7 protein-coding genes and 1 pseudogene are annotated in these 6,265 nt (G+C 69.1%); 7 read left to right on the top strand and 1 reads right to left on the bottom strand.

What is annotated here, in order from left to right; all coding sequences use genetic code 11:
• Positions 1-172: 172 nt before the first annotated feature.
• From A5773_RS22040 to A5773_RS22020, 5 genes and pseudogenes are all read left to right on the top strand, one after another.
• Positions 173-1,120, top strand: a complete 948-nt coding sequence (locus A5773_RS22040) for an ABC transporter substrate-binding protein (RefSeq protein WP_067792573.1) — start codon at positions 173-175, stop codon at positions 1,118-1,120.
• Positions 1,117-2,208 carry an ABC transporter ATP-binding protein gene (locus A5773_RS22035; RefSeq protein WP_067792570.1) on the top strand — a complete coding sequence of 364 codons (1,092 nt, stop codon included), beginning with the start codon at positions 1,117-1,119 and terminating at the stop codon, positions 2,206-2,208. The genes A5773_RS22040 and A5773_RS22035 overlap by 4 nt, the downstream gene beginning before the upstream one ends.
• A 14-nt stretch (positions 2,209-2,222) precedes the next feature.
• Positions 2,223-2,909 (top strand): ABC transporter permease, encoded by a 687-nt coding sequence (locus A5773_RS22030; RefSeq protein WP_067792567.1) that lies wholly within the window; start codon positions 2,223-2,225, stop codon positions 2,907-2,909.
• Positions 2,906-3,615, top strand: a pseudogene (locus A5773_RS22025) (ABC transporter permease). Before A5773_RS22030 ends, A5773_RS22025 begins: the two are co-directional and overlap by 4 nt.
• Before the next feature lie 4 nt (positions 3,616-3,619).
• Complete coding sequence (locus A5773_RS22020) at positions 3,620-4,216, top strand: putative glycolipid-binding domain-containing protein (protein WP_156744924.1); 597 nt, start codon at positions 3,620-3,622, stop codon at positions 4,214-4,216.
• On the opposite strand, the gene A5773_RS22015 is transcribed toward A5773_RS22020, so the two are convergent.
• Complete coding sequence (locus tag A5773_RS22015) at positions 4,179-5,123, bottom strand: prephenate dehydrogenase (protein ID WP_082948341.1); 945 nt, start codon at positions 5,121-5,123, stop codon at positions 4,179-4,181. The two genes, A5773_RS22020 and A5773_RS22015, sit on opposite strands and share 38 nt — an antisense overlap.
• Before the next feature lie 131 nt (positions 5,124-5,254).
• On the opposite strand from A5773_RS22015, the gene A5773_RS22010 reads away from it, so the two are divergent.
• Positions 5,255-5,776 carry a tRNA adenosine deaminase-associated protein gene (locus A5773_RS22010; RefSeq protein WP_066954912.1) on the top strand — a complete coding sequence of 174 codons (522 nt, stop codon included), beginning with the start codon at positions 5,255-5,257 and terminating at the stop codon, positions 5,774-5,776.
• A gap of 20 nt (positions 5,777-5,796) precedes the next feature.
• On the top strand, positions 5,797-6,255 hold the full coding sequence (locus A5773_RS22005; protein WP_066954981.1) for a nucleoside deaminase: 459 nt from the start codon (positions 5,797-5,799) through the stop codon (positions 6,253-6,255).
• The last annotated feature ends 10 nt before the right edge of the window (positions 6,256-6,265 follow it).

Genomic DNA, 6,265 nt, shown 5'->3' with positions numbered 1-6,265 from the left:
CACCCGCGCCGGCGCGCTGTGGTCGTCCCTGATCGGCGGCTGGCTGGGCGAGGCAGGGGGATGGCTGCTCATAGGGTCATCTTTGTCCCATCCGGCACAGAATGAAACCAAACCCGGCAACCGGCCCGCTGGGTCCCGGCGCGCGGGCGACTCTGAGGTTAGTGTCGGCGGTATGGGGATGCCGTCGCGCGCGCGCCGCGCGATCATCCAAGCGGCCGTGTGGCTCACGGCGATCTGCGTTCTCGCGGCGTGCAGCAGTTCGGACCCGCTGGGTGCCCAGGTCCGCAGCCCCAAATCCATCGTCGTGGGGTCCGGCGACTTCCCGGAATCGCAGATCATCGCCGAGATATATGCACAAGCGTTGCAGGCCAACGGATTCGAGGTCGGCCGGCGGATGGGGATCGGCAGTCGGGAGACGTATATCCCGGCGCTGAAGGACCATTCCATCGATCTGGTGCCGGAGTACATCGGCAACCTGCTGCTCTATTTCGCGCCCGAGTCGACGGCGACCATGCTCGACGCCGTCGAATTGGAGCTCGACCGCAGGCTGCCCGGCGACCTGGCCGTCCTGACGCCCTCGCCGGCCACCGACACCGACACCGTGACGGTGACAGGCGGGACCGCTAATTCGTGGAATCTGACGACAATCGCGGACCTGGCGGCGCATTCGGCGGACGTGAGGTTCGGGGCGCCGTCGGCCTTCGCGAACCGGCCCTCCGGCCTGCCCGGGTTGCGGCAGAAGTACGGACTCGACATCAGGCCGGGCAACTTCGTCGCCATCAACGACGGCGGCGGCGCGGTGACGGTGCGCGCCCTGGTGGAGGGAAGGGTCAACGCCGCCAACGTTTTCACCACCTCGCCCGCAATCCCGCAGAACCATTTGGTGGTGCTCGAAGACCCGGAGCACAACTTCCTGGCCGGCAACATTGTGCCGCTGGTCAATTCGCAGAAGAAGTCGGACCGGCTCAAGGAGGTGCTGGACGCCGTGTCGGCGAAGCTGACCACTCCCGGCGTGGCCGGGCTCAACGCCGCGGTGGCGGGAAACTCCGGTGTCGATCCCGACCAGGCCGCCCGGGACTGGTTGCGGAACAACGGCTTCGATCATCCGGTCGGCCGATGATCGTCTTCGATGAAGTCAGCAAGTCCTTCGCCGACGGGACCACCGCGGTGGACCGGTTGAGCCTGGTGATCCCGAACGGGAAGTTGACCGTCTTCGTCGGTTCGTCGGGCAGCGGCAAGACCACGGCGCTGCGCATGGTCAACCGCATGATCGAGCCCACGTCCGGCACCATCACCGTCGACGGTGTGGACGTGTCCAGCCTGGACCCGGTGCGGCTGCGCCTCGGGATCGGCTATGTCATCCAGCATGCCGGGCTGATGCCGCACCTGCGGGTGATCGACAACGTCGCAACGGTTCCGGTGCTGAAGGGGCAGTCCCGCCGGGCGGCTCGGGCCGCCGCCTACGAGGTGCTCGAACGCGTCGGGCTGGACACGAAGCTGGCCACCCGCTACCCGGCGCAGTTGTCCGGTGGTGAGCAACAACGCGTCGGCGTGGCGCGTGCGCTGGCCGCCGATCCCCCCGTCTTGTTGATGGACGAGCCCTTCTCGGCCGTCGACCCGGTGGTCCGGCTTGACCTGCAGAACGAGATCCTGCGTCTGCAAAGCGAATTGCACAAGACCATCGTGTTCGTCACCCACGACATCGACGAGGCACTCAAGCTCGCGGACAAAGTCGCGGTCTTTCGGGCCGGCACGTTGCAGCAGTACGACGAACCCACGCGGTTGCTGTCGCGCCCTGCCAACGATTTCGTCTCGAGGTTCATCGGTCTCGGCCGCGGATATCGATGGTTGCAACTCATCGACGCGGCCGGCTTGCCGGTACATGATGTGCAACGCATCCCGGCGGACGACCTCGCCACCACCGCCCTCGCGGACGGCTGGGCGGTGGTGGTGGATGGCGCGGGCGCGCCGATGGGTTGGATCGATTCCGAAGGCCTGCGCCGGCATCGCGCGGGTGCGTCGTTGTCGGACAGCATGAGTGGCGTCGGCTCGTTGTTCCGTCCCCGCGGGAACCTCAGCCACGCGCTGGACGCGGCGCTGTCGTCGCCGTCGGGCGTGGGCCTCGCGGTCGACGAAGGCGGCAAAGTCATCGGCGGTGTGCTGGCCGACGACGTGCTGGCCGCCGCGGAAACCCGAAGAAAGACGTGACCGGGGGAACAGATATGCACTACCTGCTCACCCATCTCGACGACGCCTGGGCGCTGACCATCGTCCATTTGCGGTTGTCGTTGGTGCCGGTGCTGATCGGGTTGGCCCTCGCCGTCCCGCTGGGCGCGGCGGTGCAACGCGTACCGGTTGCCCGCCGGCTCACGACGGCGACCGCGAGTGTCGTGTTCACCATTCCGTCGCTGGCGCTGTTCGTGGTCTTGCCGATGGTCATCGGGACCCGCATCCTCGATGAGGCGAACGTCATGGTCGCGCTGACGGCCTACACCGCGGCCCTGCTGGTACGGGCGGTGCTCGAGGCGCTGGACGCGGTGCCGGCCCAGGTGCGCGACGCCGCCACCGCCGTCGGCTACCCGCCGATCACCCGCATGCTGAAAGTCGAACTGCCGCTTTCTGTTCCGGTCCTGGTCGCCGGGTTGCGCGTGGTGGTCGTCACCAATATCGCGATGGTCTCGGTGGGTTCGGTGATCGGCATCGGCGGCCTGGGCACCTGGTTCACCGAGGGGTACCAGACGAACAAGAGCGATCAGATCCTTGCCGGCATCATCGCGCTCTTCGTGCTGGCCGTCGTCATCGACGCGTTGATCGTGGTGGCCGGCCGCCTGGCCACGCCGTGGGAGCGCGCCGGGCGCTCGCCGCGTCGACGGTCGGTGGTGGCCCCGATAGTGGGTGGCGCGCGATGAACTTCGTGCAGGGCGCCATCTCGTACCTAATGACCGCCGGCAACTGGACCGGCCCGGTCGGGCTTGCGGCGCGCGTCCTGGAGCATCTCGAGTACACGGCGGTCGCGGTGGGCGCCTCGGCCCTGATCGCGGTCCCGGCCGGGCTCATCATCGGGCACACCGGCCGCGGCACGGTGCTGGTGGTCGGCATGGTCAACGGGTTGCGCGCGCTGCCGACGCTGGGCGTGCTGTTGCTCGGGACGTTGCTGTTCGGGTTGGGGATGGGGCCGCCGCTGGTCGCCCTGATGCTGCTGGGCGTCCCGGCGCTGCTGGCCGGCACCTACGCGGGAATCGCCAACGTGGAGCCGACCGTGGTCGACGCGGCCAGGGCGATGGGCATGACCGAGGCGCAGGTGTTGTGGGTGGAGGCGCGCAACGCGCTGCCGTTGATCCTGGGCGGGTTGCGCAGCGCGACGCTTCAGGTGGTCGCCACCGCCACGGTTGCGGCCTATGCCAGCCTCGGCGGGCTGGGCCGATACCTGATCGACGGAATCAAGGAGCGAGAGTTCCACCTCGCCCTGGTCGGTGCCTTGATGGTGGCCGCGTTGGCGCTGGCGCTGGACGGGCTGCTCGCATTGGTGGTGTGGGCGTCGGTGCCGGGCACCGGACGACTTCGCCACACTTACTCGACAGGCCTGCCGCGGTTCGCCCGCACGTCTTACGGTAGGTGAGTGAACGCAGACCCCTCTGATCCTCGGCGCGTGTGGCAGGCAATGTTGACCTGGCGCGCCCAGGACGTCTCCCGGATGGAATCGGTACGAATCCAGGTGTCCGGCAAGAGGATCAAGGCGAACGGCCGGATCGTCGCTGCCGCCACCGCCACCAACCCGGCATTCGGTGCGTACTACGACCTGCAAACCGATGAGACCGGCGCCACCAAGCGGCTGGGGATGACGGTCACCCTCGCCGAACGGGAGCGCGTGCTGTCCATCGCCCGTGACGAAGAGAACATGTGGCTGGTCACCGACCATCAGGGCGAGCGCCGAGCGTCGTACAACGGCGCGCTGGACTGCGATGTGGTCTTCAGCCCGTTCTTCAACGCGTTGCCCATTCGGCGGCTCGGCCTGCACGAGCGGCCGGACTCGGTCACACTGCCGGTGGTCTACATCAACCTGCCCGACATGGCGATTACCGCGGACCTCGTGAGCTACACCAGCACGGGCGGCCACGACGGCATCAAGCTGCACTCCCCGGTCGCCGACACCGTCGTGAGCGTCGACGACGAGGGCTTCATCGTCGACTATCCAGGCTTGGCAGAGCGGATCTGATCACGCGGCCCGCCCGACCCGCGGCGGCCAACTCCTCGCGCCAGTTCTCACCGCCGATGATGACGTGGAAGACGTCGGAACGCGGAAAGCTGTCGTAGCGGGTGCGGGCGGCGTGGCCGGCCTCGACGAGCTCGGCCACCGAGTTGTTCGCGACCAGCGACTCGCGGGCCCGGCTCAGCAACTCGATCACCCGGTCGACGGCCGGCACCAGCTGGTCGGAGTTGCCCTCACACATCGCCCGCACCAGGTCCGGGGCGGTGCCGGCCACCCGCGTCCCGTCGCGGAACGATCCGGCGGCCAGCGCGAACGCCAGCGGGACGTCCCCGGCGATGACCGCCAGCGCCTCGGCGAGCAGGTGCGGCAGGTGCGAGATCGCGGCCGCCGCCGCGTCGTGATCGTCGGACTTGGCCGGGACCAGCACCGCGCCGCAGTCCAGGGCCAGCGTCATGACCATCGACCACACCACCGGGTCGACGTGATCGTCCACGCTGATCACCCACGGCGCCCTGGTGAACAGGCCCGGGTGGCCGGCGGCCCAGCCCGAATGGGCGGTGCCCGCCATCGGGTGACCGCCGACGAATCGTTCCTGCAGGCCGGCCGCGACAACCTCGTCGAGCACGGCCCGTTTGACGCTGGTGACGTCGGTCAACGGGCAGGCCGGGGCCAGTTCGGCGATGTGGGCGAGCATGCCGGCCAGCGCCGGCATGGGGACGGCCAGGACGATCAGCGCGCCGGTGTCGGCGGCGCGGGTGAGCGTCGCCGTCAGGTCGGTGGTCGCGTCGAAGCCGTCGGCGGCGGCTTCTTTTGCGCCCTCCACCGACCGGTTGTAGCCGAACACTTCGCGGCCTGCCGCCGTGGCGGCCCGCATTATCGAACCCCCGATCAGCCCCAGCCCGAGCACGCACACCGGGGTTTGAGAAACAGGGCGAGCCACAGACCTAAGGTTGGCACAATCTGGCGGCGGCGGTGCGTCAAGATGTCGCCGCGGTTTCGCTCCATCTGGTCAGGGGGCCTGGTCTGCGACTACCGTAAGCGGCCATGGGAGCACAACGGGCCCCAGCCCAAGGCCTGTCCGCCGATACGCCGGACGGTTTCGGCGTAGCTGTCGTGCGCGAAGAGGGCCAGTGGCGGTGTTCCCCGATGGCCCGCAAATCGCTGCTGAGCCTCAAGGCCGCCGAGACGGAGCTGCGGGAATTGCGCAGCGCCGGCGCCGTGTTCGGGCTGCTCGACGTCGATGACGAGTTTTTCGTGATCGTGCGCCCCGCGCCGTCGGGGACCCGGCTCCTGCTCTCGGACGCCACCGCCGCGCTGGACTACGACATCGCCGCCGAAGTGCTGGACAAGCTGGACGCCGACATCGACCCCGAGGACCTGGAGGATTCCGACCCGTTCGAAGAGGGTGACCTGGGATTGCTCTCCGATATCGGGCTGCCCGAGGCGGTGCTGGGCGTCATCCTCGACGAGGCCGACCTGTACGCGGACGAGCAGCTCGGCCGCATCGCCCGGGAGATGGGCTTCGCCGACCAGCTGTCGGCGGTGATCGACCGCATCGGTCGGTGATCGCAAGCGCTGGCCGGTCGGTGATCGCTGACGAAGATCTGATCCGTACCGCGTTGTCGGTCGCCGCGACGGCGGGTCCCCGCGACGTGCCCATCGGCGCGGTCGTCGTCGCGGCCGACGGAACTGAGCTCGCCCGTGCGGTCAATGCCCGCGAAGCCCTGGGCGATCCCACTGCGCACGCCGAGATCCTGGCGCTGCGGGCCGCGGCCGGCGTGCTCGGCGACGGATGGCGCCTGGAGGGCGCCACGCTGGCGGTCACCGTCGAACCGTGCACCATGTGTGCCGGCGCGCTGGTCCTGGCCCGCGTCGGCCGGCTGGTGTTCGGCGCGTGGGAACCGAAGACGGGAGCGGTGGGATCGCTGTGGGACGTGGTCCGCGACCGGCGGCTCAACCATCGCCCGGAAGTGCGCGGCGGCGTGCTCGCCGAAGAGTGCGCCGCACCGCTGGAGGCCTTCTTCGCCCGCCAGCGATTGGGGTGAGGGGCTCAGG

It is taken from the genome of Mycobacterium sp. 852014-52450_SCH5900713, assembly GCF_001667075.1.
In the GTDB taxonomy this organism is placed as follows: Bacteria; Actinomycetota; Actinomycetes; order Mycobacteriales; family Mycobacteriaceae; genus Mycobacterium.
The sequence above is the reverse complement of the archived record's forward strand: the minus strand, read 5'-3'. Positions and strand labels throughout refer to the sequence as shown.